The sequence below is a fragment of the Rhizobium sp. BK112 genome (assembly GCF_014193215.1).
In the GTDB taxonomy this organism is placed as follows: Bacteria; Pseudomonadota; Alphaproteobacteria; order Rhizobiales; family Rhizobiaceae; genus Rhizobium; species Rhizobium anhuiense.
Genome location: NZ_JACHYZ010000003.1, coordinates 160,487 through 185,390, shown reverse-complemented (window position 1 = coordinate 185,390; position 24,904 = coordinate 160,487). Strand labels below are relative to the sequence as shown.

General features: G+C 61.7%; 26 protein-coding genes and 1 pseudogene. 11 read left to right on the top strand and 16 right to left on the bottom strand.

Annotation, left to right across the window (positions count from 1 at the left end; genetic code table 11):
* Positions 1–63: 63 nt before the first annotated feature.
* From FHT75_RS10315 to FHT75_RS10300, 4 genes are all read left to right on the top strand, one after another.
* A complete protein-coding gene (locus tag FHT75_RS10315) occupies positions 64–861 on the top strand; it encodes a helix-turn-helix transcriptional regulator (protein WP_047613206.1) in 798 nt (265 codons plus the stop codon).
* A gap of 64 nt (positions 862–925) precedes the next feature.
* A complete protein-coding gene (locus FHT75_RS10310; protein WP_097594754.1) occupies positions 926–1,828 on the top strand; it encodes a proline iminopeptidase-family hydrolase in 903 nt (300 codons plus the stop codon).
* A gap of 82 nt (positions 1,829–1,910) precedes the next feature.
* The gene (locus FHT75_RS10305) at positions 1,911–2,777 is read left to right on the top strand and encodes an AraC family transcriptional regulator (RefSeq protein ID WP_097594900.1); all 867 of its coding nucleotides are present in this window, start codon (positions 1,911–1,913) and stop codon (positions 2,775–2,777) included.
* 101 nt (positions 2,778–2,878) lie between these two features.
* Positions 2,879–3,817, top strand: coding sequence for an NAD(P)H-binding protein (locus FHT75_RS10300; RefSeq protein WP_097594753.1), 939 nt, complete (start codon positions 2,879–2,881; stop codon positions 3,815–3,817).
* Between the two features lie 16 nt (positions 3,818–3,833).
* Here the strand turns inward: FHT75_RS10300 and FHT75_RS10295 are convergent, their stop codons facing one another.
* Both FHT75_RS10295 and FHT75_RS10290 read right to left on the bottom strand, forming a co-directional pair.
* Complete coding sequence (locus tag FHT75_RS10295) at positions 3,834–4,742, bottom strand: acetamidase/formamidase family protein (protein WP_047613208.1); 909 nt, start codon at positions 4,740–4,742, stop codon at positions 3,834–3,836.
* 161 nt (positions 4,743–4,903) lie between these two features.
* On the bottom strand, positions 4,904–5,521 hold the full coding sequence (locus tag FHT75_RS10290) for an outer membrane protein (protein ID WP_047613209.1): 618 nt from the start codon (positions 5,519–5,521) through the stop codon (positions 4,904–4,906).
* Positions 5,522–5,924: 403 nt separating this feature from the next.
* Between FHT75_RS10290 and FHT75_RS10285 the strand changes: the two are divergent.
* Positions 5,925–6,617 (top strand): annotated as a pseudogene (locus FHT75_RS10285) (protein-L-isoaspartate(D-aspartate) O-methyltransferase); the annotation flags it as partial.
* 6 nt (positions 6,618–6,623) lie between these two features.
* Complete coding sequence (locus FHT75_RS36370) at positions 6,624–6,890, top strand: YetF domain-containing protein (RefSeq protein ID WP_409527366.1); 267 nt, start codon at positions 6,624–6,626, stop codon at positions 6,888–6,890.
* 35 nt (positions 6,891–6,925) lie between these two features.
* On the opposite strand, the gene FHT75_RS10280 is transcribed toward FHT75_RS36370, so the two are convergent.
* The 7 genes from FHT75_RS10280 to FHT75_RS10250 all read right to left on the bottom strand — a co-directional run bounded on the left by FHT75_RS10280 (position 6,926) and on the right by FHT75_RS10250 (position 14,518).
* Positions 6,926–7,690, bottom strand: coding sequence for a FadR/GntR family transcriptional regulator (locus tag FHT75_RS10280; RefSeq protein ID WP_047613211.1), 765 nt, complete (start codon positions 7,688–7,690; stop codon positions 6,926–6,928).
* A gap of 85 nt (positions 7,691–7,775) precedes the next feature.
* The gene (locus FHT75_RS10275) at positions 7,776–8,840 is read right to left on the bottom strand and encodes a four-carbon acid sugar kinase family protein (protein WP_047613213.1); all 1,065 of its coding nucleotides are present in this window, start codon (positions 8,838–8,840) and stop codon (positions 7,776–7,778) included.
* Positions 8,837–9,829 (bottom strand): ABC transporter ATP-binding protein, encoded by a 993-nt coding sequence (locus FHT75_RS10270; RefSeq protein ID WP_047613214.1) that lies wholly within the window; start codon positions 9,827–9,829, stop codon positions 8,837–8,839. The genes FHT75_RS10275 and FHT75_RS10270 overlap by 4 nt, the downstream gene beginning before the upstream one ends.
* Positions 9,829–10,836: an ABC transporter ATP-binding protein gene (locus FHT75_RS10265; protein ID WP_097594751.1), complete on the bottom strand. Its 1,008-nt coding sequence runs from the start codon at positions 10,834–10,836 to the stop codon at positions 9,829–9,831. Before FHT75_RS10265 ends, FHT75_RS10270 begins: the two co-directional genes overlap by 1 nt.
* Positions 10,833–11,792 carry an ABC transporter permease gene (locus FHT75_RS10260; RefSeq protein ID WP_047613218.1) on the bottom strand — a complete coding sequence of 320 codons (960 nt, stop codon included), beginning with the start codon at positions 11,790–11,792 and terminating at the stop codon, positions 10,833–10,835. The genes FHT75_RS10265 and FHT75_RS10260 overlap by 4 nt, the downstream gene beginning before the upstream one ends.
* Before the next feature lie 2 nt (positions 11,793–11,794).
* Positions 11,795–12,751 carry an ABC transporter permease gene (locus tag FHT75_RS10255; RefSeq protein WP_047613496.1) on the bottom strand — a complete coding sequence of 319 codons (957 nt, stop codon included), beginning with the start codon at positions 12,749–12,751 and terminating at the stop codon, positions 11,795–11,797.
* Positions 12,752–12,880: 129 nt separating this feature from the next.
* Positions 12,881–14,518 (bottom strand): ABC transporter substrate-binding protein, encoded by a 1,638-nt coding sequence (locus tag FHT75_RS10250; RefSeq protein WP_097594750.1) that lies wholly within the window; start codon positions 14,516–14,518, stop codon positions 12,881–12,883.
* A gap of 321 nt (positions 14,519–14,839) precedes the next feature.
* Here FHT75_RS10250 and FHT75_RS10245 point away from each other — a divergent pair, with 321 nt between their 5' ends.
* The 4 genes from FHT75_RS10245 to pdxA all read left to right on the top strand — a co-directional run bounded on the left by FHT75_RS10245 (position 14,840) and on the right by pdxA (position 19,435).
* The gene (locus FHT75_RS10245) at positions 14,840–15,745 is read left to right on the top strand and encodes a dihydrodipicolinate synthase family protein (RefSeq protein ID WP_028757420.1); all 906 of its coding nucleotides are present in this window, start codon (positions 14,840–14,842) and stop codon (positions 15,743–15,745) included.
* An 11-nt stretch (positions 15,746–15,756) separates the two neighbouring features.
* The gene (locus tag FHT75_RS10240; RefSeq protein ID WP_097594749.1) at positions 15,757–16,941 is read left to right on the top strand and encodes a sialidase family protein; all 1,185 of its coding nucleotides are present in this window, start codon (positions 15,757–15,759) and stop codon (positions 16,939–16,941) included.
* Between the two features lie 343 nt (positions 16,942–17,284).
* Positions 17,285–18,418 carry an iron-containing alcohol dehydrogenase gene (locus tag FHT75_RS10235; protein ID WP_097594748.1) on the top strand — a complete coding sequence of 378 codons (1,134 nt, stop codon included), beginning with the start codon at positions 17,285–17,287 and terminating at the stop codon, positions 18,416–18,418.
* A gap of 30 nt (positions 18,419–18,448) precedes the next feature.
* Positions 18,449–19,435, top strand: coding sequence for a 4-hydroxythreonine-4-phosphate dehydrogenase PdxA (gene pdxA / locus FHT75_RS10230; protein ID WP_183844816.1), 987 nt, complete (start codon positions 18,449–18,451; stop codon positions 19,433–19,435).
* A 65-nt stretch (positions 19,436–19,500) separates the two neighbouring features.
* On the opposite strand, the gene FHT75_RS10225 is transcribed toward pdxA, so the two are convergent.
* The 7 genes from FHT75_RS10225 to FHT75_RS10195 all read right to left on the bottom strand — a co-directional run bounded on the left by FHT75_RS10225 (position 19,501) and on the right by FHT75_RS10195 (position 24,646).
* On the bottom strand, positions 19,501–19,983 hold the full coding sequence (locus FHT75_RS10225; RefSeq protein ID WP_097594746.1) for an RES family NAD+ phosphorylase: 483 nt from the start codon (positions 19,981–19,983) through the stop codon (positions 19,501–19,503).
* Positions 19,980–20,411: an antitoxin Xre/MbcA/ParS toxin-binding domain-containing protein gene (locus FHT75_RS10220; protein ID WP_047613499.1), complete on the bottom strand. Its 432-nt coding sequence runs from the start codon at positions 20,409–20,411 to the stop codon at positions 19,980–19,982. The genes FHT75_RS10225 and FHT75_RS10220 overlap by 4 nt, the downstream gene beginning before the upstream one ends.
* A 159-nt stretch (positions 20,412–20,570) precedes the next feature.
* Positions 20,571–21,341 carry an ABC transporter permease gene (locus tag FHT75_RS10215; protein WP_047613228.1) on the bottom strand — a complete coding sequence of 257 codons (771 nt, stop codon included), beginning with the start codon at positions 21,339–21,341 and terminating at the stop codon, positions 20,571–20,573.
* A complete protein-coding gene (locus FHT75_RS10210) occupies positions 21,338–22,126 on the bottom strand; it encodes an ABC transporter ATP-binding protein (RefSeq protein WP_097594745.1) in 789 nt (262 codons plus the stop codon). The genes FHT75_RS10215 and FHT75_RS10210 overlap by 4 nt, the downstream gene beginning before the upstream one ends.
* Positions 22,127–22,134: 8 nt before the next feature.
* Positions 22,135–23,181, bottom strand: a complete 1,047-nt coding sequence (locus FHT75_RS10205; RefSeq protein ID WP_097594744.1) for an ABC transporter substrate-binding protein — start codon at positions 23,179–23,181, stop codon at positions 22,135–22,137.
* A gap of 47 nt (positions 23,182–23,228) precedes the next feature.
* A complete protein-coding gene (locus FHT75_RS10200) occupies positions 23,229–23,675 on the bottom strand; it encodes a VOC family protein (RefSeq protein WP_047613230.1) in 447 nt (148 codons plus the stop codon).
* A 107-nt stretch (positions 23,676–23,782) separates the two neighbouring features.
* On the bottom strand, positions 23,783–24,646 hold the full coding sequence (locus tag FHT75_RS10195; RefSeq protein WP_047613232.1) for an AraC family transcriptional regulator: 864 nt from the start codon (positions 24,644–24,646) through the stop codon (positions 23,783–23,785).
* Positions 24,647–24,690: 44 nt separating this feature from the next.
* Here FHT75_RS10195 and FHT75_RS10190 point away from each other — a divergent pair, with 44 nt between their 5' ends.
* Complete coding sequence (locus FHT75_RS10190; protein ID WP_155295713.1) at positions 24,691–24,867, top strand: hypothetical protein; 177 nt, start codon at positions 24,691–24,693, stop codon at positions 24,865–24,867.
* The last annotated feature ends 37 nt before the right edge of the window (positions 24,868–24,904 follow it).

Below are 24,904 nucleotides of genomic sequence, written 5' to 3'. Positions count from 1 at the left end.
CGCGTTCCGTGCCAGCTATAAGAAGTGATAGGGTAGGGCGCCACGTCGAAACTGGAGCAGCCCGTGCTTGACGATATCGGAACGATCAGAGCGCAGTTCACAGCGCATGAAACGCTGGACGGCCGGATCGATCAGGCCTTCGAGGCGATGAAGCAGATCGGCTTCGAGGCGCTGATCTACGACTACACGCCGGTGCCCTACGATCTCGACGGCGCGATCATGATACCGTCGCTGCTGAAGCTCAGGAACATTTCCGACGACATGCACGACTACTGGTTCAATCAAGGCTATTTCCGTATCGATCCGGTGCAACAGGTGGCGCTGCGCACCTCCGCACCCTTCTTCTGGAACTACGACCCGGACGCCGACACGCTGATCAGGGGTTTCATCAACGAGGACACGGCGCCGGTGACGCGCTATTTGAGCGAACGCGACATGTCGACCGGCGTCACCGTCCCGGTCCATATGCCACGCGGCGACTATGCGACGGTCACCGGCATCCGCTTCGGCGGTAACGACGAGTTCGAACGGCACGCCCTGCGTTATATCGCCGACTTCAACCTGCTGGCCCACGTCTTCCATGAGAGCGCCTATACGCTTTTCGACACGCGGGCGAAAAGCGTCGGCACGATCCGGCTGACCGAGCGGGAACGCGAATGCCTGCGCCATTCGGCGGAAGGTTATTCCGCCAAGGAAATTTCCCGCATCATCGATCGTTCCGTGCCGACCGTCGTCATGCATCTGAACGCCGCGGCCAAGAAACTCGGCGCCCGCAACCGCACCCAGGCCGTGGTGCGCGCCACCCATTACCGCCTGCTCGAAGACCGGCCGACCCATCATTGGCCACCCTATAACTTGTGATAGCTGCCTTCACCGTTGCCGCCGCGTTATGCTTTTTTCATACGGCCAAGAGATGGAGACGCCCGTGGGCGAAGTCACGACCAAAGAAGCCTATTTGCCCTTTCGCGACTATCGCACCTGGTATCGCGTCACCGGTTCGCTTGCCAGTGGCAAGCTGCCGCTCGTCGTCGCCCATGGCGGACCCGGCTGCACCCATGATTATGTCGATTCCTTCAAGGATATCGCCGCTCTCGACGGCCGCCCGGTCATCCATTACGACCAGCTCGGCAATGGCAATTCCACCCGCCTTCCGGAAAAGGGTCCGGATTTCTGGACGGTCGGCCTGTTCCTCGAAGAACTGGATGCGCTGCTTTCCCATCTCGGCATTCAGGATCGTTATGCCTTTCTCGGCCAGTCCTGGGGCGGCATGCTCGGCGCCGAACATGCGGTGCGCCGGCCTGAAGGCCTGAAGGCGCTTGTTATCGCCAATTCGCCGGCCAACATGCACACCTGGGTTTCGGAGGCGAACCGGCTAAGGCAGGAACTGCCACAGGAGGTGCAGGACACGCTGCTGAAGCATGAGCTGGCGGGAAGCCTCGCCGATCCGGACTATATCGCCGCCTCGCGCGTCTTCTATGACCGCCATGTCTGCCGCGTGGTGCCGTGGCCGCCTGAAGTGGCGCGCACCTTCGCGATCATGGACGAGGACAATACCGTCTACCGCAACATGAACGGCCCGACCGAGTTTCACGTCATCGGCACGATGAAGGACTGGACGATCGAAACCAGGCTCGACCGCATCGAGGCCCCGACGCTGCTGATCTCGGGAAAATACGACGAGGCGACACCCCTGGTGGTAAGGCCCTATCTCGAACACGTTCCCGGCTGCGAATGGGTGCTCTTCGAAAATTCCAGCCATATGCCGCATGTCGAGGAAAAGCAGCTTTGCCTGGCGACCGTTTCCACTTTCCTGTCACGGCACGATTGAGAACTCACCCAATCCGCTTCTTGCCGCGGAAATGACGCTTGGGATAGTCTCCGTCCCATTCGAAAGCGAATGGGACGGACCAATGAACGATCATCCGCAAGCAGGAAGCGCGACCATCCTTGCAACGAGCAGGGGGCGTGGCTGGCGCGGCTTGGAGGCCGAGCTGCTGCGCATTCCGCCCGGCCGCACCCATATTGCAGGGACACCCTATCATCGCCTCGGAATCCACGTCGGCCGACCTGTGCGAGCGCAATGCCGCTGTGACGGGCGGGAGCATCGCCGGCTGCAGAAGCACGGCGATATCGATGTGGTGCCAGCCGGCCTGGATGGCGTCTGGGAGGACGACGGCGAATGCATGATCCTGCGGCTGAAGATCAGCAAGGATCTTTTCCATCAGGCTGCCATCGACCTCGGACGCGATCCCGCGGAAGCGATGGCGCCGAAATTTCAGCTCCGCGATCAGCGACTCGAGGCAATCGCCTGGGCCTTGAAAGCGGAGCTCGAAGCGGACGAGCCGTCCGACCATCTCTATGCCGATACGCTGGCAACAGCCTTGGCGCTCCGTCTGGTCGAGGCCGGCAGCGGCAGTTCTCGCCCGGCGGATGCCGGTAGAGCGCTCTCGCCCCGTCAGAAGCGGATACTTACCGACTACATCGAGGACAATCTCGACGCGCTGCTTTCGCTTGCCGAACTTGCCGGTCTTGCCGGTCTTGCCGGACTCAGCCTCTCGCGCCTGAAGACGCAATTTCGAAATAGTTTCGGCATACCGCCGCATCAATATGTGATGCAACGCCGGGTCTCGCGCGCCGAGGCACTGATTCGGACCTCTGGCCTGCCGCTGAGCCAGATCGCGCTGGCGGCAGGCTTTGCGCATCAAAGCCATATGGCAAACAGCATGAAGCGGCTGCTCGGCATCAGCCCAGGCACCATCGCCCGCTTGGTCAATTGACGAAAAATGGCCGATCCTGCAACGGATCGGCCGAATGCGCAGGCCAGATCCACGACATCAAGGCATCCTCTTTCGATAGCGAACAAGCGAAGGAGAGAACAATGTTTGTCATCTTCGGCGCCACCGGCAAGGTCGGCAAGGCAACGATAACAAAGCTTTCGGCCGAGGGCGCTCCCGTCAGGGCGGTGCTCCGTGATCGCGGCAAGGCTGCACCACTTGCAGCACTCGGATGCGAGATCGCCATTGCCGAGATTGGCGATGCCGATGCCATGGCCGGCGCGATGAGGAATGCGACAGCCGTCCAGCTCATTTGCCCAATCAATCCGCATGCTGCCGATGTCAGACGCCAGATGCTGCGATCAATCGAGCGGATGGCGGACGCGATCGACGCCGCCCGGCCGCCGCGCGTCCTGGCGATCTCGGATTACGGCGCACATCTGACGATCGATACCGGCATTACCAGCCTGTTCCATGCGATGGAGGAACGGTTCCGGCAATGCGCTACCGAGATGGTCTTTCTGCGCTCGGCCGAACATATGGAAAACTGGGCACGCTACCTGAAGATCGCTGGCGAGACCGGCATAATGCCGAGCATGCACCAGCCGCTATCGCGGCCTTTCCCGACGGTCTCCGCCGCCGATATTGGCGGTATGGCAGCCGACCTTCTGCTGGCCGGCGAGGAACATGGACATTCGCCGCGGATCGTCCATGGCGAGGGGCCGCGCGAATACACGGCGCTCGAGATCGCTGCGGCCTTGGGGCGGTTAATGACCCGGAGCGTCGTCGCACGCGAACTGCCGCGTGCCGATTGGCCGGCAACGCTGACGCGCGCAGGACTTTCGCACAATTACGCCGATCTGATCGTCAGGCTCGCCGATGTGCACAATAAAGGCCTGATCGGAGTGGAAGCCGGCGACGGCGAAATCCGCCGCGGCCGCACGGACCTTTCCGCTGCTCTTGAACTGTTTCTTCCCCATGCTCCGCGGGCTGAGGTAGTCGATCATGTCAGGCGTGGAGAGGAGCCCAACCAGGGATGGTAGGTTCCGATGATCTCTATCAGCCGACCAGCCATTTCTTGGCGACACGGCATGCCATCGTATAGGCCGGATCGAAGACGTTGCCGACGTCATAGCGCACCACCTGGCCGAGCAGATGGCTGGCCGCCGTCCTGTCCAGGCCATAGTCCGATGCCAGCCAGGTCAGCATTTCGCTGGTCGCATGCTGGAGCGCCTGATCGAGGGGCCGGGCATTGCCGATGGTGAAGATATCGTCGGCGGTTTCCCCGCGCGGCCAGACCAGGCCGGCCTTCTTCTCCACCGTCAGCCGCACCGTGACGTCGAAGGTGGTCTCGACACCGGTGCCGACGATCTCGCCATCCCCTTGCACCGCATGGCAGTCACCGAGAAAGAACAAGGCGCCGGGCGCCGCGACCGGGAAGCGGACCGTGGTGCCCGGGCCGAACAGCCGATAATCCATGTTGCCGCCATATTCGCCGCTGGTCGCGGTCGATATCGCCTGGCCGAGGCTGGGCGCCACGCCGAAACAGCCGATCATCGGGGCGAGAGGCAGAACGAAATTTTCGAGGCCGGAGACGGGCTCGGAAAGCCGGACGGTCAATGCCTCGCGGTCGATGGCCCAGATGGCGACATCGCGCGGCGGCAGGTCACGAACCGCTTCGGGATCGACGACATTGGCCGCGACGACGCTGCGTGTAAAACCCGTATCCCTGGTCGGGGTCATGCTGATGATCTCGACTCGCAACGCATCTCCGGGCTCAGCCCCTTCCACGAAGATCGGGCCGTTCATCGGATTGCCGCCAGGCGCCTGCTTGATACCGTCCTTGTCATGCCCGGCAGCGTCGAGCGTCTCGGTGACGACCGTATCGCCGTCGGCAATATGCAGGGCCGGCTGAAGAGAGCCGATGACATTGTGAAAGCTTGTCGGAATGAAGCGGTGCGTGGTCATGAGAATACAGCTCTCGCTCGTTTCGAATATCAGGAGCCTGCGGCTGGACTGCCCGGCGGAGAGAGTTCGAGACTAGATCAGAGATTGCCTGCAATGCCAATATTCGCACACCAGGAGATGATCACGCCTCAACCGATGTCGAGGCGTGATCGGATCGACGTTCAGAATTTGAAGCTGGTGCCGACCGTGACCTTTTGCTGATTGACCTCGAAATCGCCAAGCGCCGAGCCGAAATCCTTGCGTCCGAAGTCGTCATAACGATATTCGGCGCGCATCACTATATTGTCGGTCAGGGCATGTTCCACGCCGCCGCCGGCTGTCCAGCCGATCAGAATGTCGTCCTTCTTGCCAACGCCGGGCACGTCGACTTCTCCACCGGCCGCGGCCAAACCTCCGGTTCCGTAGATCAGCGTACGGTCCAAGGCATATCCCACGCGCCCGCGCGCCGAGCCGTCCCATTTGAGGGAAACGTCGCTCCCGTCCTTCCAGTTGTAGTTGAAGTCATTCTCGATACCGAAGACGAAGGGACCGTGCTGGAAATTATATCCACCATAGATACCCGTCGAACCTCCATCCAGATCCTGCTCGGAACCGTTGAGATAGCTCGCATGTGTCGAGGTGTATCCGCCTTGAAGCCCGAGATAAAATCCCGACCAGTCGAAGGCCGACTGGGTCTGTGCCTGCTGGATGTAAGCGGGATCTTGAACCACGGCATCGGCGGCAAAAGCCGGCACGGCCGAGAAAGCCACGGCGGCCAGCGTGATTATCTTTGTGTACATTAAAGTGCCTCGTCATTTCGATGATTGGAAAGGGCGTCAGCAAACCGGCAAGTCGGCTGGGAGCGATGCATTATGCTGCGGTTCGGTGTTGCGGTTTGCGCTTTATTGTTGCGATATGTTGTGACGGGGAGCGTCTTGGAACGCGGGGCGGTCGCGCGCGATTTAATACAAGCTATTGTAATTTAAAATATATTTTAGTTCCATAACATGCATTATGCAACTTTTTCATGTAGCGGGGTGGGTTCAAGGATGAAGTGCGACCCATCGGGTGTCGCTTCACCCGCGCCCTCGCCGCTTGCCAAAATCTGCTCCGCGCAGGAACTCCCTCGTCGCCCATTTGTTTTACAGTCTGCACCACCCGGACGTTTGCCCAAGGTGCAATCGGCGACAGTGGAGCTGATCCGTGGACATGACGCGCATCCGAGAACGCATGGTGGAGCACCAGGTGTCAGGTCGTGGTATTCGCGATCAAAACGTCACCAGGGCAATGCGCCTGGTGCCGCGCGAAAAATTCGTCGCTCCAGGCTTCGAGGAATTCGCCTATGAGGATGCGCCGCTGTCGATTGGCGAGGGCCAGACAATTTCGCAGCCGTTCATCGTGGCTCTCATGCTCGAAAAGGCCGATCTGGATGCCGGCGACAAAGTGCTCGAGGTCGGAACGGGCTCCGGATACGCTTCAGCCCTCATCAGCCGGATAGCAGGCCACGTCTATTCCATCGAGCGCCATGAAAGCCTGGCGCTTCAGGCCAAGGAACGGTTCGAGAAGCTGGAATACGACAACATTGACGTTCGCGTCGGCGATGGCAGCAAGGGCTGGGCGGAAGCCGCTCCGTTCGATGCCATTATCGTTTCTGCGAGCGCACCCGAGGTGCCAAGCGCCTTGAAAGAACAGTTGACCCTCGGAGGGCGGCTGATCATTCCGGTCGGACGTAGTGAAGCGCAGCGCCTGAAACGCCTCACCCGTACCGGGGCCAACGCCTTCGAGGAAGAGGATCTCGGCGGGGTGCGCTTCGTTCCCTTGATCGGCGAAGGCGCCTGGACTGCTACGCATCCGATGTACACGGCAACGGCCCCGTCATCACCGGGAACTTTTGCGTCCGCGCTGACACTCTTTACGACCGACATCGGCCTGTCCTACGTCAAGAGGTGGTGGCCTCGCGCAGCTCATATCATCGATGGCGTTCCGACCGTTCTGGTGACGGATGGCGTCTACGACGAACGCGCGCTCAAAGGAGCCCGGCTGCAGAAGGAAGATGTCATGCAGGCAGCGCGAAGCCAGGAAGGTATCGAGAGCGTGACGGAGATAAAATCTGCCATCCTCGAAGTGAGCGGCAACATCAGCATCATCAAGAAGCAGAAATCCGGCTGACTCATTTCGAGCGGATAGCCGCCTGGGAATGCGCTTCAGAAGGACAGGTCAAGCACCCTGCCCTCGAACAGGCGGTCCCGGGAGCCTTCGAGATGCGCCTTCATCAGCCTCTGCGCATCGTCAGGCCGGCCATCGGCGATCGCCTTGTAGATGGCGTTGTGCTCTTCATAGACCTGTTCCAGCCCCTGGCGCGGGCCGAGCAGGGAGAGGCCGTGGAGATGCATGCCGACGGCGATATGGGCCTTCAGCGCATCGATCGAGGCCGTGTAATAATGATTGTTGGCGGCTTCGGTGACGGCACGATGGAACATGAAATCGGCGTCGGTGCGGTGAAGCTGATGGCTGGTCGCTTCACGCAGATCCGCAAGCGCGCTGGCGATCTTCTGGATCGCCTGCTCATTGCGGCGCTTGGCAGCGAAATAGGCCGCCGCCGGCTCGATCGTCAGGCGGAATTCGTAACAGCGCTGAATATCGGCGATCGTCTTGACTGGCGAATAGGCAAGCTGCGTCGTCGGCGATCCATGCGCGCTGACGAAAGTGCCGGCGCCCTGCCGGGCATAGACCATGCCCTGATCGCGCAGGCGCGCCAGCGCATCGCGGACGATCGGCCGCGACACACCCAGCATCGAGGCAAGCTCATGCTCGCCGGGAAGGCGTGAATCCGGCGGATAGTTTCCGCCGCGGATACGCTCGAGCAACTGGTCGAAGACGCGATCGACCAACTTGACGGCCTTGCCGCGTTCCGGCTTGCCCGGCGGGCCGGCTTCCGCGTTCAAAGATTCGCCATTCACTTCAGCCACGTCATTCTCCCCGGCGGTATCTTACTAGAGCATGATGCCGAAAAGCGTGAGCCGTTTTCGGACGACATCATGCTCTCATCCTGTTCTATGCCGCCCGATTCCAACGAACCAGTCTTAGCAAACTATCGGGCTTGCCGAAGCCCCCGGACTTCACGGCGCACCGAAAATGCCGACCATCGGCGGCCGTGACATCGAACCATGGCACGCCGGCTTCGATCTCGCCCTTCGGGGCGAGCACCCTGACCCCGAGCGCATGGAAAACGGCAAGCGCCGTGTCGCCACCCCCGAGCATCAGCATGTCAGGCCCGGTATCGTCGATAACCGTTTTGACGCCTGCCGCAAAACGGTGGGCGACCAGTGCTGCATCGGCTGCCATATCGCCGGAGCAGCGCAGTAGCGCCGGCAGCGCCATGCCCTCCCCGCCTTCGATCTCCCCCATCGGCGCGTCCACCACCATGCGCAGGACGCCCGAAGCTTCGAGCCGGTCCATCTGGGCTATGGTAATCGGGTCGCGCGAGCCGAAGGCAAATAGCGTACCTTGGGTCGCTGCAAATTCCGGCATTGGCTGTCGCTCCTCTTCGCCAAGCCGGCGGGCAAGTGCGGCGCCGAGACCCCGGGCGCCCACCGCAAGTGTCAGCCGCCAGTCATGATCGGCAACGATCTGGTCGAGATCCATATCGTCCTCCGCATCGGCAACGGCAACATTGCCCGCGCGGCCCTTGAACAGATCGGCGATCGGCAGCGGCCCGTCGACGCCGCGGCCGACGACGCAGCCCCGGTAGGTCACGCGCTCCTGATCGGGAATGGCGGGCGCCACGAGGATGGTCTCCAGGCCGAGCACCTCCGCCAGCGCCAGGCTTTCCGCCGCGACATTACCCTTCAACCGGGAGTCGATCTTCTTCATGACGATATCAGGCTTTGCGCCGCGAAGCGCCCCAGTCGCGTGGCGCACCCTCTCGGCAGCTTCGCGCTCGCCAATGGCGCGCGATGCAGTATTGACGACGACGACATCACAACCGGTGGCGACCGCATCCTGAGCAGCCTCGACATCGACGGCGACCGAAACCGAGAGGCCGGCTTCGACGAAGGGCGTGCCGGTATCGAGCGCACCCGTCAGATCATCGGCGATGATAACGGCCTTCAGCGTCATGCGGTCTGTCCGGTGTTGACGGCGTGGCAGGCGACGAGATGGCCGGGTTTCGCCTCCTTCCACGCGGGAATGATATTGCTGCAGACATCCATGGCGATCGGGCAGCGCGTGTGGAAACGGCAGCCCGACGGCGGGTTCAGCGGGCTCGGCACGTCGCCCTGCAGGATCTGGCGCTGACGCGTGCGCTCATGCTCCGGATCGGTATCCGGAACGGCCGACAGCAGCGCTTTGGTATAGGGGTGCAGCGGATTGTCGAAGAGTTCCTCGCGGGTGGCAAGTTCGGCCAGCCGCCCAAGATACATGACGCCGACGCGGGTGCTGATGTGGCGCACCACGGCGAGGTCATGGGCGATGAAGAGATAGGTCAGCCCATATTTCTCCTGCAGATCCAGCAGCAGATTGATGATCTGTGCCTGGATCGACACGTCGAGCGCCGAGATCGCCTCGTCGCAGACGATGAATTTCGGCTGGCAGGCGAGCGCGCGGGCGATGACGACGCGCTGGCGCTGGCCGCCGGAAAGCTCGTGCGGGTAACGTTGGGCAAATCGCTTGGGCAGGCCGACATCGGTGAGCAGCGTCGCCACCCTCTCCTTCAGCTCCGCCTTGGTGCAGAGCTTGTGGAAGAGGATCGGCTCGCCGATCGCTTCGCCCACCGTCATCCGCGGATTGAGCGTCGAATACGGATCCTGGAAGACGATCTGCAGGTCGCGGCGGAAGGGCCGCATCTGCTTTTCGTCGAGCGTCGCGAGATCCTGACCCTTGTAGACGACCTTGCCGCTGGTCGCCTTGTAGAGGTTGAGGATGGTGAAACCGGTCGTGGACTTGCCGCAGCCGGATTCACCGACAAGGCTCAGCGTCTCGCCTTCCATGATGTCGAGGTTGACATTGTCGAGCGCATAAACGGTCGCCGAACGCTCCCCGAAGGCGCCGAGCTTGACGTGGAAATGCTTGACCAGGTTTTCGACCTTGAGCAGCGGTTCGGCACCCATCATGCGGCCTCCTGCATTCTCTGGACGACGAAACAGGCGGCGCGATGATTGCTGCTGCCGCTCAGCGGTTCGAGTTGCGGCACCTTCTCGTGACAGATGTTTTCCACAAGCGGACAACGCGGCGCAAACGGGCAGCCCTTCGGCCGGCGGCCAGGCTCCGGCGGCGTGCCGCCGATCGAGCTCAACCGGCTTGCCGGCGGGTCTGACAGTTTCGGGATCGAGGACAGCAGACCGCGCGTATAGGGATGGCTCGGGCGGGCATAGAGTTCGTCGACCGGCGCGTCCTCGACCACGGTGCCGGCATAGAGCACGGCGACGCGATCGACGAGGCCGGCGATCAGCGCCAGGTCATGGGTGATCCAGACCACCGACATGCCGAGCTTGGCGCGCAGTTCCTTCACCAGATCAACGATCTGGGCCTGGATGGTGACGTCAAGCGCCGTCGTCGGCTCATCGGCGATCAGAAGTTTCGGGTTGCAGGCAAGGCCGATCGCGATCATCACCCGCTGGCGCATGCCGCCGGAAAGTTCGTGCGGATAGGCCTGCAGGCGCTCCTCCGGGCCGGGAATGCCGACCAGGCGCAGAAGCTCGACAGCGCGCGTGCGGGCTTCGGCCTTTTTCATGCCGCGGTGGTAGATCAGCGGCTCGCAGATCTGGTCGCCGACGCGCATGACGGGATTGAGCGAGGTCATCGGATCCTGAAAAACGAAGCCGATATCGCCGCCGCGCACCTTGCGCAGCTCTCGATTGGACATTGTCTGCAGGTCGCGCCCGTCGAACGTCGCCGATCCCCTGGTGACCTTGATCTTGTTCGGCAGCAGGCGCATCAGGCTCAACATGGTCAGGCTCTTGCCGCAGCCGGATTCGCCGACGACGCCGAGGGTCTCGCCCTTGTCGACATGGAGATCGATGCCGTCGACGACGACGGCCGGGCCGTTACGGCCGTCGATTTCGACGGTAAGGCCTCTGACATCGAGCAGGCGGTCGGTGCTTTTGGTGTCCATCATTTGCTGCCCCGCGGATTGAGCGCGTCGTTGAGGCCGTCGCCGAGGAAGCTGAAGGCAACCGAGGCAAGGCCAAGCACGGCCGCCGGAGCGGCGAGAAGATGCGGATAATGCTGCCAGACGCGAAGCCCGTCCGAGATCATGTTGCCCCAGCTGGGCGTCGGCGGATTGACACCCACGCCGAGGAAGCTGAAGGCGCTTTCCAGCACCATCGCCGTGCCGAGACCGGCGCTGACCGAGACGATCAACGGCCCCAGCGCATTCGGAATGACATAACGCTTGATGATGATCCAGTTCGACAGGCCGAGCGCCTGGGCCGCGGTGATATAGGGCCGGCTGCGGATCGACAGCACCTGGGCGCGGACGAGACGGGCATAGGGCGGCCAGGAGATCAACGCCATCGACCCGAAGACGAGGATGAAATCCACCCATATCGTCTGGCGGTAGAAGGGATTGAGGGTCTCGAGGTAGCGCGCCTCCATCCATTTGCTGATCGGCGATTTCAGCGAGGCGTTGATGACGACGACGAGCAGCAGGTTGGGAACCGACATCGTCACATCGGTCAGCCACATGATGGCGCGATCGAAGGGATTGCCGAAGAAACCGGCCACCGCGCCGAGCGTGAGGCCGATCACCACCGCGAAAAAGGTGACGATGACGGCGACGAGGAAAGCGGTGCGCGTGCCGAAGACCACACGGCTGAAGACGTCGCGGCCGAGATCGTCGGTGCCGAAGAGATGACTCATCGACGGCAGTGCGTTGCGGGCGTTGAGGTCCTGGCTCAGATAGTCGTAGGGCGTGAGATAGGGCCCAAAGATCGCCGTGAAGGCGAGGATCAGGACGACGACGAGGCCGAAGATGGCAAGCTTGTTGCGCTTCAGCCGGTACCAAGCGTCGCGCCAGAGGCTGACCGGCGGCTCCTCGATGGTTTCAGCGGTGGAAAGAGGGACGGCGGACATGGTCAGCGGCTCCTTCTTGAATCATTGGCGCGTGGATCGAGCAGCGGGTAGAGCACATCCACCAGCAGGTTCGACACCATCACCAGGAACGATCCGATCAGCGTGATGGCCAGAATGACCGGATAATCGGAATTGATCAGCGCCTGCACGGTCAAGCGGCCAAGGCCCGGCAGGCCGAAAACGAGTTCGACGAAGATCGCGCCGTTGACGATGGTGATCATGATCAGGCCGAGCTGGGTGACGACGGGTGTGAGCACCGGCCGCAGGATATGGCGCAGTGCCACGACGATCTCGGGCACGCCCTTGGCGCGGGCGGTCCGGACGAAATCCTCAGACAGCACCTCGATGACGGCGGCGCGCGTCTGGCGCACGATCAACGCGATCGGCTGGAAGGACAGGACGAGCAGCGGCAGCAGTATCCGGACATCGAATATGCCGCCCCAGCCGTAGGGCACGCTTGCACCCGGCAGCAGCACGATGAGGCCGACCATCAGCAGCGGACCGGCGACATAGGCCGGGATCGCCCAGAGGAAGAGCGCCGAGCCCAGAATGGCATAGTCGATGCGCGAATTCTGGTTCAGCGCCGCGATCATGCCGAGCGGAATCGCAACGACGGCTGTCAGGATGATCGAACAGAGAGCCAGCTGGAAGGAGACGGGTGCAGCCGCCGAAACCATTGCCCAGACGGAGCGGCCCGAGGTCAGCGAATTGCCGAACTGGCCGTGCAGCAGGTTCCAGATGTAAAGGCCGAACTGTTCGATGAAGGGCTTGTTGAGGCCGGCACTTTCGCGAATGGCTTCGATGCGCTGCGGATTATAGGCGACATCACCGGGCGCGCGCAGGAAGATCAGCTTGATCGGATCGCCGGCGCCATAGAAGGCCAGCGCATAGACGGCCAGCATCACCACCAGAACCGACGGAATCCAGATGGCAAACCGGGTTAGCACGTAGCGCAGCAAGGCCACCTCCCACCTGTTGTTCGATGCGTTCCCGCTTTTGGCTGCGATCGCATCTCTTCTTCTTGAAACTTGCGCGAAGGCCTTGCAGCCTTCGCGCGGGTTAGTGCCGACAGGGACGGTTTCCGCCGATCAACCGATGGAAATGTTCCAGGGTTCGACCACCTGCCAGTCGAGGTTCTTTTCCAGGCCCTTGACGTCCTTGGTGGCCCAGCGCGACATCGCCTGAGAATACCACGGGATGAAGGCCCAATCGTCGCGGAACGCCTTCTGGGCTTGCTGGGCGAGAGCGATGCGCTGCGGATCATCCGCAGCCTTGGTCGTCGCTTCGGCAAGGGCGCTGTCGACCTTGTCGTTCTTGTACCCGCCGAGCTTGTTCTGTGCGTTCGATGAGGTCGAGGCGATGGAACCCGCGAGATAAGAGACCGCATCGGGCACGCGGGTGCCGACGTCGTCGCGGAAGATCTGGACCGAGTTCTGGTCCGGACCGGCATAGGAGTCCTGCTGCGGCTTCATGTCGACGGCCGTGATGCCGAGATTCTGGCGCCACTGCTCGGCAATGAACTGGGCGGCCGCTTGAATGGCCGGCCCCGAGATGCCGACGAACAGGATCTTCGGCAGGCGCTCCGGCCCGCCATAGGTCGATTCCGCAAGCAGCTTTTTTGCGCCTTCCGGATCATAGGGATAGGGCTCGAAGCCGGAATTGTCAGCGCCCGGAACCGAATTGAGGATCTGGTCGGCCTTCTTGTGCGGCCCATCGGGATAGGACGCCTTGAACAGCCCGTCGCGATCAACCGCCATGATCAGCGCCTGGCGGACCTTCGGATCGTCCATCGGCGCACGGGAGATGTTGAACCAGAAGTGCTGGCTCGTCGGAATCAGTGGTCCTGCCGAGAATTCCGGGCCGAGATCCTGGATGATGGTCGAGGTGATGAGTTCGGTATGGGCGTTGAACTCTCCCGACTTGATCAGCGACGTCGCGCTGACATTGTCTTCGATCGAGGTGATGTCGATGCGTGCAAGCTTCGGCTTCGGCCCGAAGAAATTCTCGTTCGGCTCGAAAGAAAGCTTGCCGGCGTCGATATCGAGGCTCGTGAGCTTGAAGGGGCCGGAGAAGACCGGCTTACTATCCGGCTTGTACCAGTCGATGATCTCCTCGCCGTCGCTGCCGCGCGACTGCGATGCCTTGGTGATCGGCGCGATGTGGTTTGCGAGCCGCATGAAAAAGATCGGATCGGCGGCAGCCAGCGTCACGACGACCGTTCCCTCGTCGGGGGTCGCGACACCCGTCAGCTCGTTGCCGGAGCCGGCAGCGATTTCGGCGTAACCCTTGACCTTGCTCAGCACCTGGTCGGCGCGCTGGTTCTTGGTGTTCGGCATCGAGGCGACTTCCCACGATCCCTTGACGTCGGCCGCGGTGATCTTGCTGCCGTCGGAGAAGACGGCCTTGGGTTCGATCTTGAAGGTCCAGACGGTGTTGTCGGCCGATTCCCAGCTGGTGAAGACGTAAGGCTTGATATTGCCTTGGCTGTCGAAATACATCGGCGAGGCCCACCAGATCGAATTCCAGCGGAACGTCCTGCCGCCGCCGCGCAGCGGCGACCAGTCCTGGTCGAAGGCCGGATGCGCGACCTTCAGCACCTGGCCTTCATCGGCCATCACGATGCGGGCATTCATCCCGAACACGGTCAGGCCGACGCCGGCCGCAAGGCCGAGCTTCAGCGCGTTGCGACGCGATAGATTGGTTTTATCCGTTTGGTCAAAAGACATGGCATTCCCTCCCACGGTGAATTCGGCAGCGCTCTCCCTGCACCTGCCAGGCGCAGCACAATCCGTCCCGTATCGTTCTCTCGTTATTGTAAATATGTCAACAAAAAATCGTTATTTTGATCCGAACAAAATTTCGTTGTAAAAATATATAAACAATAACAGATAGATAAGTTTTCTAATCTGCACCGCAGCACTTTGTCTTCTTGACAAAATGGCCGCAATGGAAAAGTTCTTTGCACTCCATCACGACAGATGAATGACATTTCCATGCGCCATCGGGCGGTTCATCGCCCCCAGACAGGACGCGCCGAGGAGGGCGAAATGAGCCATCACAGGATTACAGGCGTTTTCAGCGCATCGGCAACGCCGCTGACGGCAGACAATACACCTGATCTCGCCCTTTTCACCGATCATTGCCGGCAGTTGCTGGCCGAGGGATGTCATGGCGTGGCGCTGCTCGGCACGACGGGCGAGGCCAATTCCTTCTCCGCAGCCGAGCGCCGCACGATTCTGGAAGCGGCATTGAAGGCCGGCATTCCGGCCGACAGGCTTTTGCCGGGCACCGGTGTCGTCGCCATCCCCGAGACCGTGGAGCTGACCCGGCACGCGCTGTCGCTTGGCGTGACCAAGGTGGTGATGCTGCCGCCCTTCTACTACAAGGGCGTCACCGACGATGGGCTCTTCGCCGCCTATTCGCAGGTGCTGGAAAAAGTCGCCGATACCCGCCTGCAGGTCATCCTCTATCATATCCCGCAGGTCTCCGGCGTGCCGCTCTCCCTTCCGCTGATCGGCCGGCTGATTGCCGCCTTCCCGGAAACGGTCGTCGGCATCAAAGAATCTGCGGGTGATTTCAACAACATGCAGGCAATCATCGCCGCCCATCCCAGTTTTTCGGTGCTGGCGGGCGCCGATCCGCTGCTGCTGCCGCTCTTGAAGGCGGGCGGGGCCGGCTGCATCACCGCCACCTCCAATCTCGTGGCGAATTCGCTGCGCACTGTCTACGACCATGTCCATGACGAGACGCGTGCTGGCGATGTCGAGGCGGCGCAGGCCCGCATCAACGCCTATCGCACGCTGTCCAATTCCTACGTCCAGATCCCCACCATCAAGGCAATGGTGGGGCTGAAAACCGGCAATCCCGCCTGGAGGCGCACGCGCGCGCCGCTGATGCCGCTCGGCGATGCCGACTATGCCGCACTCGCCGATAGCTACGCCAAGCTGCCTTGAGGAGATCCGTCATGCGTTTTACCGGCCTGCCTCCGGAAGCCGTTCCTGCCCTGATGACAGGGGCCATCGCCCCTCACCCCACGATCGAGGGCCGCGCCGAGGCCTACCTGCCCTCCCCTTGCATCCAGAACCATGCGGCCAATCTTGCCTTTCTGCCAGACGGCACGCTGACCTGCGTCTGGTTCGGCGGCACCATGGAGGGCATGGGTGACATCTCGATTTACATGTCGCGGCTGGCGCCCGGCTCCGAGTGCTGGTCCGCACCGGAAAAGATGAGCGACGATCCGCAGAAATCCGAGCAAAATCCGTTGATTTTCAATGCTCCGGACGGAAAGATCTGGCTGCTCTATACCTCGCAGACCTCGGGCAATCAGGACGGTTCGATTGTCAAATGCCGGATTTCAAGTGATGGCGGCCGGAGCTTCGGCGCTGTCCGAATCCTCTGTGACAGCCCCGGCACCTTCGTTCGCCAGCAGATCGTCGTCAATGGCAGGGGCGACTGGCTGCTTCCGGTATTCCGCTGCGTCGGCCTGAACGGCCAGCGCTGGAGCGGCGATGCCGACACGGCTGCCGTGCTGACGTCGCGCGATGGCGGCGCGAGCTGGCAGATGCGGGACATTCCGGACAGTGTCGGCGCTGTACATATGAACATCCTGCCGCTCGGCGGCGACGAGATGATCGCCTTCTATCGTAACCGTTTCGCCGTAAACATCCTGTCGAGCCGATCTTCCGATGGTGGCGAGACCTGGAGTGCGCCCGAAGCCACCGACCTGCCGAACAACAACTCCTCGATCCAGGCCACGATCCTGAATTATGGAGCAATCGCAATGGTTTACAACCATTCGAATGCCGGCATGTCGGATGCGCGGCGCCAGTCGCTCTATGATGAAATCGAGGGTGGCGCTGCCGGCGAGACCGTCGTTGCAGCCGATGGCGGCCGCAAAGCCATTTGGGGTGTTCCGCGGGCGCCGCTGAGCCTGGCGATATCGCGGGATGGCGGCAAGAGCTTTCCACACCACATCGACCTCGATACCGGCGACGGCTTCTGCCTCAGCAACAATTCGAAGGATTCGCTGAACCGCGAATTCTCCTATCCCTCGGTCCTCCAGGGTCACAACGGCACGCTCCATATCGCCTACACCTACTACCGGCGCGCCATCAAATATGTCAGCCTCGCCCCGCAATCCCTGCCGTGAGCAAAGCGGCAGCCGGAAAATTGTAAACCTGCATCCAATCGCACGCGAAAGATACAGGATACAACGGCCGCCGATCGGCAGCGGGATGGTAGTTGACAACAGGATCGGATTATTCACCGCCGTCGGCGTGGCGGCCGGCCCTTTGCGCCGAACTGCAGTCGCCATCGATATGGAATCCATAACCCACTGATATATTTATTGATACTGACACGGAACCCCCGTCTCAAGGCGCGGCAAGCCCATATCTGCCGATAAAAATCTCCACCCTTTGGAATGCCGGCTTGACTTTGATCTTACAACTTTACATTAAAGAGAGCGACGATATTGCAGGGAGGACTGGTTCATGGCCAGCTTGGGTTCGCCAATCACGATCGTTCGGCCGCATCTGATCGAATTCGGCGTCGGCACGGCGGGAAAGCTCGGCAAATGGGCCGCCGATAAGGGCTATCGGCGCACACTTGTCATCTCCGATGCCTTCAACGCCTCGCGCATCGACGTGCTGGAGCTGAAGGGTGAGGTGGCAGTCTTCTCCGATGTGATGCCTGAACCGGATACGGCCAATCTCGAAAAGGTCCTGGCGGCGGCAAACGCCGCCAATGCCGAGCTGGTCGTCGGCTTCGGCGGCGGCAGCGCCATGGATCTGGCAAAACTGGCGGCCGTGCTTGCCGGCTCCACGCAGACGCTGCATGAGGTCGTCGGCCCGAACAGGGTGCATGGGCCGCGCAAGGTCGCTCTCGCCCAGGTGCCGACGACATCGGGCACCGGCAGCGAGGCCGGCATCCGCGCGCTGGTCACCGATCCCGCCACGATGGCAAAGCTTGCGGTGGAAAGCCTGCACATGCTGGCCGATATCGCCGTCATCGATCCGGCCTTGACCTTCAGCGTGCCTGCCCGCACGACGGCCGCCACCGGCGTCGACGCGATGGCCCATTGCGTCGAGGCCTTCACCAACCGCAAAGCCCATCCGATGGTCGATATCTATGCGATCGAGGGAGCGCGCCTCGTCGGCAAATATCTCGCCCGCGCCGTCAAGGACGGCAACGACGCCGAGGCGCGCGCCGGCCTGTCGCTCGCCTCGCTTTACGGCGGCTTCTGCCTGGGCCCGGTCAACACCGCCGGCGGCCATGCGCTCGCCTATCCCCTCGGCACCCGCTGGCACGTGGCCCATGGCGCGGCCAATGCGCTGATCTTCCCGCATGTGCTCGCCTTCAACACGCCGGCTGCCCCGGAAAAAACGAAGGCGGTGATGGAAGCGCTCGGTTACGAGACCTCGGAGAATATAGCATCCGTCTTCGATGCGGCTTACGCTTTCTGCGCCGAGCTCGGCATCGAGATGAAGCTCTCCGGCCTTGGCGTGCCGGAGAGCGATCTCGACGCCATGGCCGACGACGCCTTTGCCATTCGCCGCCTGCTCGATAACAATCCGCGCGACCTCTCGCGCGCCGACATTCGCTCGATTTACGCCGCCGCTTTTTAGGCGGCAAAGTTTTCAGAAGGGACCCGCTCGATGGACAGGAATGCGAAAGTCGCCGTGACGCTGGGCGATCCGGCCGGCGTCGGCCCCGAAGTGATCGTTAAGGCCTTGGCAGCCCTTCCGAGGGAGGAGCGCCGCGATTTCGTCATTGTCGGCAATGTCGAAGCACTGGAACGCGCCGACAGCGTCACCGGCGCCGGACTGAAATTCGGCCCTGCCGATGCCGCCGGTGACGACAGGATCGCTGTCGACGAAGTCCCGCTCGGCGCTGATCTACCCGAAATCGGCAAGGTCAGCCCCGTCGCCGGCGATGCCTCGGTGCGCTATATCACCCGCGCCGTCGATCTCGCCATGTCAGGGCAAGCCGATGTCATCGTCACTGCGCCGATCAACAAGGAAGCGATGAACCTCGCCGGCCATCACCATGACGGCCATACCGGGCTGCTTGCGCATCTCACCGGCTCGAAAAGCTCCTTCATGCTGCTGGCCTCCGAGCGGCTGAACACCATCCACGTCTCCACCCATATTTCGCTGAAGGGCGCGATCGAGCGCGCCAAGACCGAGCGGGTGCTGGCGACCATCGAAGCCGGTCACAGGCACTTCCTGCGGCTCGGCCGCAAGGCGCGTATCGCCGTCGCCGGCCTCAACCCGCATTGCGGCGAAAACGGCCTGTTCGGCACCGAAGATATGGAATTCCTGGCACCGGCCGTCGAGCAGGCGCAGGCAAAAGGCATCGACGTCGTCGGGCCGATCTCGGCCGATACGGTGTTTGCTCGCGCCTATAACGGCGCTTTCGATCTGGTCATCGCCCAGTATCACGACCAGGGCCATATCCCGATCAAGCTCGTCGCCTTCGAGACGGCAGTGAACGTCTCGCTCGGCCTGCCGATCGACCGCGTCTCGGTCGACCACGGCACCGCCTTCGACATCGCCGGCACCGGCAAGGCCAACCACGTCAACATGCTATCGGCCATCGCCTATGCCAGGCTGATGGCCCGCTCGCCGCGGCGGGAGGTGTGATTGCGGCAATCCGGGAGAAATGCGGCGCCGGTCGTCACCGAAACGTTGATTGCACCCTCAACCCATCACATGCCGAACAAACGGCGATCCCAGAAGACGGGTTGGTGGAGGCTCGCGGTGATCGAGGGGAATTCCGGGTGGGCCGGGTTGATCAATATGTTGCGGTCGACGCGGGCGGCGACGCTTGGCACCAGCAGGATGACGCTGCGTTTTTCCTGGCACCATTTTTCGCCGAAAGCCTTGCTGACAACAGCCGGCATGCTGTCCCAGCCGGGCAGCGCGGGCTCGGAGAAGACCTCGTAGCTTAACCCACGCGGTATTGTGATCGTCACATAGTGCTGGTTGGGCGGCAGCCGCCCGCTGCCGTGAACGAGCTTTTCGAGCAGCGCCGTCGAATAATGCTCGCTGGTGTAGATGATCGGGCTGCCCGATGTGTTCCACCGTCCCGGCGCGATGGTCGAGCCGGTGGCGTCGAAGATCGGATAGGTTCCGGCGGGATCGCCGATGCGGACGGATGTCAACGTCCGGTCGAGATGCTGTGCGCTCACGCAGCGCTGCCGTATTTCAGGCTTCCGAGGATATCGAGTACCAGCTCGCCGCCGATCTCGCTCTGGATGACCACGTCGATCGGCCGCCTGTCCTCCAACATTGCATGCGGGCGAAACAGGAAGTCGCGCGCCTCAGCCTCGCTCTGCCAGACATCGAGTGCAAGGCCCCAGACACGGGCAAGACGGGCGAGCTTTATGCCCTCGTCGGAAGAGAGCCGATGCTTGGACTTGCGCCGCTCATAGGTGGCCTTCGGAACGAGGCGGTATTTGAACTGGACATCATCGGGCGCCAGAAGCAGCGCCATGCGATCGAGCGCCTTGACCGGCAAGCCTTCTTCGATGCTGGAGAGCAGGCCGAAGGCCGAACGCGATGCCGGTTCCCTGGCAGGCAATCCGAGAACATCGGCGATGAGCGCAAATCCCATCATGATCATGGATCCTTTTCACTTGAGGTTATATTTAGTCTCAAGTGATACAATGTTCAATAGCGCCGATCCGGCTTATCTTCGATAGCTGCCAAATATCTGCGTCTGCGTGATCGGCATCTGGGCATGAGTTCGGACTGGTGGTTCGTTCGTACCGGGGCTTCAGCTTTGCCCCTGATGCAGCCGACGGAAAATCCGCTCGATCTGGGCAACGACGGCGAAAAAGACGATGCCGGAGAGAGAAGCGAGCACGACGGCGGCAAAGAGCCTTTCCGCCTGATAGTTGAATGTCGACTGGATGATGACAGCACCCAGCCCCTGGTTCGAGCCGATCCACTCCCCGACGATCGCGCCGATCACACAGGTGGTTGCCGAAATGCGCAATGATGCAAAGAGCAAGGGGGCGGACCGTGGTGCGCGCAGGCGCCAGAACGTTTCCCATCCGCTCGCCGAAAGCACATGCATCAGGTCAAGCTCGCTCGCAGTCGCCAGATTGAGGCCCCGGGCGGTATTCACCAGGGTTGGGAAGAAGCAGATGAGAGCGGCGATGATGATCTTCGGAAGCATGCCGAGGCCGAAGATGAGGATGATGATCGGCGCGAGCGCCAGCACCGGGATGGTGTTGAAGAGCAGGACGACGGGAAAATAGGCGGCCTGGAACCGCGGATTATAGACAAAGGCAATCGCCATGATCACGGCGAGACCGTTGCCCAGGAGGAAGCCGAGACCCGCCTCCCCCCATGTCGGAACGGCATTCGACAGCAGGAAGCGCCATTCGATGCCAAGCGTGCGCAGGATCGCCAGCGGCGTGGGAACGATATAACTGGGAATACCGAGAGCCGGCACCAGCCATTGCCAGGCGAGAAGCAATGAGAGGGCACCGATAACAGGAAGGCCGATCGCCTCGATGATGGATAACGGACGGTGCGTCATGCAGCCGAACTCCCCTCCTGCAGCAATTGGCGCAGACGGGCGGCGGTCTCCTGGACATCGAGGCTCTCACGCCGACAGAGGCCGCGCTCGTCTTTCAGCGGCGCAAGGTCGATCAGCGCCTGGACGCGGCCCGGATTGGCGGCCAGGACCAGCACGCGTCCGCCGAGATAGATCGCCTCGATGACGCTGTGAGTGACGAACAGGATGGTCGTGCCGGTCCGGCGCCAGACGTCCAGAAGCTCGTCGTTCAGTCGTTCGCGGGTGATCTCGTCGAGCGCACCGAAGGGCTCGTCCATGAGCAGGATATCCGGCTCGCATTGAAGCGCACGCGCTATGGCGACGCGCTGGCGCTGTCCGCCGGACAATTGATGCGGATAGCGGTCGGCCAGATGCGACAGGCCGACCAGCTCGATCCAATGGTCGGGCCGCGGATCGACAGATCGCGAGACGCTCTTCTTCCCCACCTGGAGCGGTAGAGCGACATTCTCCCTCACGGTCCGCCAGGGCAACAGCGTTGCGTCCTGAAAGACGAAGGCGACCTCGCGCCGCCGGCGCGCCTCCGAAGCTGTCCTGCCGAGCACCGACAGCCGCCCGTCAAGCGGCGGAAGAAGATCCGCCACCGCACGCAGGAAGGTCGACTTGCCGCAACCGGAAGGGCCGAGAATGGTCAGAAACTCACCCCTGCCGACGCTGAGGTCGACGCCGGACAGAATGCGGGTCGTCTCGACAGCGCCGGCATAGCCGACAGCCAGATCCTTGGTTTCGATGGCCGCTGCTTCAGGCAAATCCGCTCTCACGCAATCTTCGGGCGGTCGCCCGCCGTCATGTCCAGTATCTCAGTCGTATAGCAATCCTCCAGCTTCGGAGCGCCGCTCTTGAACTGACCGATCTTGTCATAGACGGAAATCTGCTCGGCAAGCGCGGCCGGATCGAAGCTGCCCCAGCCATCCTTGCCGGTCGCAGCGTCGAAGCTCAGCGACAATATGCGCGGCACGGTCTGCAGCTCTACGGCAAGATCGAGCTGCGGATAGGCCTCGACTGTCAACTTCACCGCCTCTTCGGGATGTTCATGCGTCCAGGCCCAGCCCTTGGCGACCGCACGCAGCACCTTTGCCAGCGTCTCGGCGTTGCCGCTCACGGCATCGTCGGTGGCGAAATAGACATTGGCATAGGATGGCAAGCCTGTGTCCTTCATCATCAGATCGATGCGGTCGGGGCCGATGACGGAAAGGGCCTGCGTGTTGGTGATCCATCCGGTGACCGCATCCACCTGGCCGGTCATCAGCGGCGTCATGTCGAAGCCGATATTGGTGATGGTCAGGCTCGAGGGGTCGATATTGTTCTTCAGCAGGATGGCATCGAGCACATAACGGGCGGTCGGCTGGATGCCGATGCGCTTGCCAACCATATCCTTGACGGTGCGGATCGGCGCCTTGGGCAGCGAATAGAAGGCGAAAGGCGCCATGCGGAAACCGCAGGCGAAGATCTTGATCGGCACGCCGGATGACCGGGCAAGAAGGAGCTGTGCCGAATCCGAGAATTGGCCGAGCTGCGCATCACCCGTGATCACAGGCGGCACCGTTGCCGAATTGGGACCGCCGGGGGAAAACTCGACGTCGAGACCCTCGGCCTCAAACAGGCCTTGCTTGACGGCAACGATATCGCCGATCTGTCCGTTGCTCATCAGCCAATCATATTTGATGACGACTTTGGATGCGGCGGCGTTCGAATGACGCGGTACGAATACGCTGATCCCCGCCGTCGCCGCGGCGAGAGCAAAGGCTCCGCCCTTCAGGACGGTACGCCTGCCGACCACGATTTGTTTGTCATCCCCGTTCATTTGCTTGCCTTCCCCTTGTTGGTTTGTCGGACGGCTGGCTGGGCCGCTTATGCTCGTTGCCGCGGGTCGATGTCGCCGATCGGGCCGCCTTCAGACCACGCATAGATCTCCCAGAGATTGTCGTCGGGATCAGCGAAATAGCAGCATCGCGCATTCCAGACGTAATTCTGCGGCGGCGCGTGGAAGAGCACGCCCGCAGCCTTCAGCTCCACATAGGCAGCATCGACCTGCTCTGGCGAGGCAAGCTCGATGGCCGCGCAGGCCTTGTGCACGCCCGGAGGAGCCCGGCGGTTTGAGACACCGGTATTCTCGGCGATATGCGCGATCTCCCAGAGCGCCAGCGTCACGCCAGCCCCTTTGAAATCGGCAAAGCCCGGAGCGCGGCGCCGCGGCTTGAAGCCAAGCCGCTCGACATAGAAGGCCGACGCTCTTTCGATATCCTCGACCAAAAAACAGATATCGGTAATCGGATTGGTTTGGGCAAAAGCGGTCATGCAGGCCTCCTGATGGGAAGAGCCTCGCAGACCGCAGCCTCAAGAGATTTCAAATTCGTGCGATTATCTTTCGCAAAATTGCTGATTTGCCATCGGCGGGCGCCGGCTCAAAGACGGACCGAACGCTGGTATTCCTTCGGTGTCGCCCCCATCAGACGCCGAAAGACGCTGGAGAAATGCGCCTGGCTGGAAAAGCCTGTGGTATAAGCGATGTTTGCAAGCGTCTCCTTGCCATCGGCAAGGTAAAGTCGCGCCCGCTCGATCCTGCGTTCGAGGACGAAGCGATGCGGCGCCATGCCCGCCGCCCGTTTGAATTCCCGACTGAAGTGAAAGGGGCTCATATGGGCCACACCGGCCAGCTCCTCAACACTCAAATCGGATTTGCCAAGCAGGTCCTCGATGTAATCGATCACGCGCCGGAGATTCTCCGATGTCAGCGGACGATCGCCGGCTTCAGGTTTGGCGCCCAGCAGTTTTACAACACAACAGGCGAGCGCCATTCCCAGATGCTGCATCAAAAGCGGGTCGTCGCGCCCAGTCTTCTCGGCGGCAAATGCAAGAGAAAGCGCAACCTGCAGCGTTGTCGGATCCGTCGTCGCGCTCAGCGCATCACTATCCCAATGCTCGGGATCGAAGCGAGAACCCCCGATGCCGCTGTAGAGCGCCGGTGACTGGAAGATCGAGATATAATCCGCCGCATCGCCCTCGACCTCAAGGACCGTGGCAGCCGGTTGAAATCCCAGAGTGAAGGGCGGCCTCTCAACTTTGCAGAATGCCCCGCTTCCAAACCGATAGGCATATTTGCCGTGCGCCGTACGGTTGATCGAAATTCTATGAAGCGAGCCCCTTGAAACCATTTGCCCCGCGGCACTGCGATAGGTCTCGACGATCATGTCGCGTTGAACGAAGGCCTTGTAGCCTCCGAGGGATGGCCGGCTTATTGAGAAAATCTGCGGATCGATATCGGGCATTGTTTCATTCTCCCTGACAGGGAGAGAGGCAAGTTGCGCGCCAAATGGAAGCCAAGCTTCGCGCTGGATATCAACGTCGTGGGATAAAACCCGACCGCGCCCATGTAAATCGTGATTTTATGACTGCTGTCGCGCCACACGGCACCACGGCCTGGCAGGCGTTCACCCTCGGCAAATCTGGTCGCATGCGCAAGAATTATGCAGTGCGTGTTTCTTCCTGATCGGTGGCCGTGGACTGTCGACTCATCTGATCGCTCT

What these genes read in the sequence shown, in the direction of transcription:
- FHT75_RS10195 (WP_047613232.1), bottom strand. Translation starts at nt 24,646, where the DNA reads ATGCCCGATATCGATCCGCAGATTTTCTCAATAAGCCGGCCATCCCTC.
- FHT75_RS10250 (WP_097594750.1), bottom strand. Translation starts at nt 14,518, where the DNA reads ATGTCTTTTGACCAAACGGATAAAACCAATCTATCGCGTCGCAACGCG.
- FHT75_RS10245 (WP_028757420.1), top strand. Translation starts at nt 14,840, where the DNA reads ATGAGCCATCACAGGATTACAGGCGTTTTCAGCGCATCGGCAACGCCG.
- FHT75_RS10260 (WP_047613218.1), bottom strand. Translation starts at nt 11,792, where the DNA reads ATGTCCGCCGTCCCTCTTTCCACCGCTGAAACCATCGAGGAGCCGCCG.
- FHT75_RS10295 (WP_047613208.1), bottom strand. Translation starts at nt 4,742, where the DNA reads ATGACCACGCACCGCTTCATTCCGACAAGCTTTCACAATGTCATCGGC.
- FHT75_RS10300 (WP_097594753.1), top strand. Translation starts at nt 2,879, where the DNA reads ATGTTTGTCATCTTCGGCGCCACCGGCAAGGTCGGCAAGGCAACGATA.
- FHT75_RS10265 (WP_097594751.1), bottom strand. Translation starts at nt 10,836, where the DNA reads ATGATGGACACCAAAAGCACCGACCGCCTGCTCGATGTCAGAGGCCTT.
- FHT75_RS10220 (WP_047613499.1), bottom strand. Translation starts at nt 20,411, where the DNA reads ATGATGGGATTTGCGCTCATCGCCGATGTTCTCGGATTGCCTGCCAGG.
- FHT75_RS10240 (WP_097594749.1), top strand. Translation starts at nt 15,757, where the DNA reads ATGCGTTTTACCGGCCTGCCTCCGGAAGCCGTTCCTGCCCTGATGACA.
- FHT75_RS10215 (WP_047613228.1), bottom strand. Translation starts at nt 21,341, where the DNA reads ATGACGCACCGTCCGTTATCCATCATCGAGGCGATCGGCCTTCCTGTT.
- pdxA (WP_183844816.1), top strand. Translation starts at nt 18,449, where the DNA reads ATGGACAGGAATGCGAAAGTCGCCGTGACGCTGGGCGATCCGGCCGGC.
- FHT75_RS10290 (WP_047613209.1), bottom strand. Translation starts at nt 5,521, where the DNA reads ATGTACACAAAGATAATCACGCTGGCCGCCGTGGCTTTCTCGGCCGTG.
- FHT75_RS10205 (WP_097594744.1), bottom strand. Translation starts at nt 23,181, where the DNA reads ATGAACGGGGATGACAAACAAATCGTGGTCGGCAGGCGTACCGTCCTG.
- FHT75_RS10200 (WP_047613230.1), bottom strand. Translation starts at nt 23,675, where the DNA reads ATGACCGCTTTTGCCCAAACCAATCCGATTACCGATATCTGTTTTTTG.
- FHT75_RS10275 (WP_047613213.1), bottom strand. Translation starts at nt 8,840, where the DNA reads ATGACGCTGAAGGCCGTTATCATCGCCGATGATCTGACGGGTGCGCTC.
- FHT75_RS10270 (WP_047613214.1), bottom strand. Translation starts at nt 9,829, where the DNA reads ATGGGTGCCGAACCGCTGCTCAAGGTCGAAAACCTGGTCAAGCATTTC.
- FHT75_RS10305 (WP_097594900.1), top strand. Translation starts at nt 1,911, where the DNA reads ATGAACGATCATCCGCAAGCAGGAAGCGCGACCATCCTTGCAACGAGC.
- FHT75_RS10235 (WP_097594748.1), top strand. Translation starts at nt 17,285, where the DNA reads ATGGCCAGCTTGGGTTCGCCAATCACGATCGTTCGGCCGCATCTGATC.
- FHT75_RS10190 (WP_155295713.1), top strand. Translation starts at nt 24,691, where the DNA reads ATGGAAGCCAAGCTTCGCGCTGGATATCAACGTCGTGGGATAAAACCC.